The sequence below is a fragment of the Corynebacterium lipophiloflavum DSM 44291 genome, from assembly GCF_000159635.1.
GTDB classification, from domain to species: Bacteria; Actinomycetota; Actinomycetes; order Mycobacteriales; family Mycobacteriaceae; genus Corynebacterium; species Corynebacterium lipophiloflavum.
On sequence record NZ_GG667206.1, the window covers coordinates 1 to 1,356 of the forward strand.

Annotated in this window: 1 protein-coding gene; it reads right to left on the reverse strand. The window is 60.4% G+C overall.

The genetic code is table 11. The features are described from left to right. Positions 1 to 36: 36 nt before the first annotated feature. A protein-coding gene (locus HMPREF0298_RS11195; protein WP_136652982.1) for an IS3 family transposase occupies positions 37 to 1,286 on the reverse strand; the annotation gives its coding sequence in 2 pieces (ribosomal slippage) (positions 37 to 959 and positions 959 to 1,286; 1,251 coding nt in all). Positions 1,287 to 1,356: the final 70 nt, after the last annotated feature.

Genomic DNA, 1,356 nt, shown 5'->3' on the forward strand with positions numbered 1-1,356 from the left:
GGGCCCGACCCCTGGAAAGTGGACACGGGGATTTAATCAAGATGCGATAGTAAGTGTAGCTGATTCGGCGGCTTCAAAGGCGTTCGGCGAGCGGTAGCCACACCACGAGTGCAACCGTTGGGTGTTGTACCGGATGCACCACTGGAACACGTCCCGGCGACACACCAGCTGACTGGCGAAAACAGGCTCGTCCTTCAGGACTTCCCGCTTCAACGAGGCGTTGAACGACTCCGCCAACGAGTTGTCCGCGCTCGTCCCGATCGTACCCATCGACTGGGTGACACCGAACCGCTCACATAACCTCCGGTACTGCTCAGAGGTATAGACACTGCCGTGATCCGAGTGAAAAATCGCCCCGTCAAGGCTACCTCGGACCCCGTGAGCCATCGTGAGGGCTTCTTCGACCAACTCGGTGCGCATGTGGTCGGCGATCGCGAAACCGGTCAACTGCCGCGAATAGCAGTCGATGACCGTGGCCAGGTACATATTCGACCCGTCCGCGATCGGCAGGTACGTGATATCGCCGACGTAGACCTTGTTCGGTTTCTCCGCGGTGAACCGGCGTTTCAGAAGGTCAGGGAATTTAGGCGCACGTTTCGCGGACACGGTGGTCTTCACCCGGCGTTTCCTGGTGTAGCCGAAAAGGCCCATCTGCCGCATCAGCCGGGCGGTGCGCTTGTGATTGAGACGGCCGCCCTTGCCCCGGTCGTTGGCGGGATCGGCGTTGATGGTCGCAGTTACACGTTTCGCCCCGTAACAGCCGTTCTCGGCCTTGAACACGGCCTTGATCCTCGCTCCCAGCGCCGCGTCAGCGACGAGGCGTCGCCGGCGGGCAGGAGCAGCAGATTTCCATTTGTAATACGAGGACCGGTTGACCTTCAGGACCTCACATAACCGCTTGACCTCGTAGAAGTCTCGGTGGTCATCAACGAACTGAAAGCGGTTCACCAGTTCGTCTCTTCCGCGAAATATTTGGCCGCCTTGCGCAGGATCTCTCGTTCCTCCCGGAGCTTGACGTTCTCGCGTTCCAACACGCGGATCCGCTCGGCATCGGAGAGTCCTTCAACCGGGGAGCGTTCGCTGTTGGCTGCGGCGATCGGGCTGGCGACTTTTTCACCGTTGGCGTTAGTTTTGGTGCCGGTGCCGAAGGCGTCGAGCCAGGTGCGCAGGGAGTTGCGGTTGACCCCGAGATCGGAGGCGATCGCGTTGATCGTGGCTCCGGGGGTCGACTCGTACAACGACACTGCGTCACGCTTGAACTGCTCGGTGTAGGTCTTGCGTGGCATGGTGGAAAGGTACCTCACTTTCCCAGCGAGATGCTGGTTTCAGCGTGTCCACCGCCAAGGGGTCAGGTCC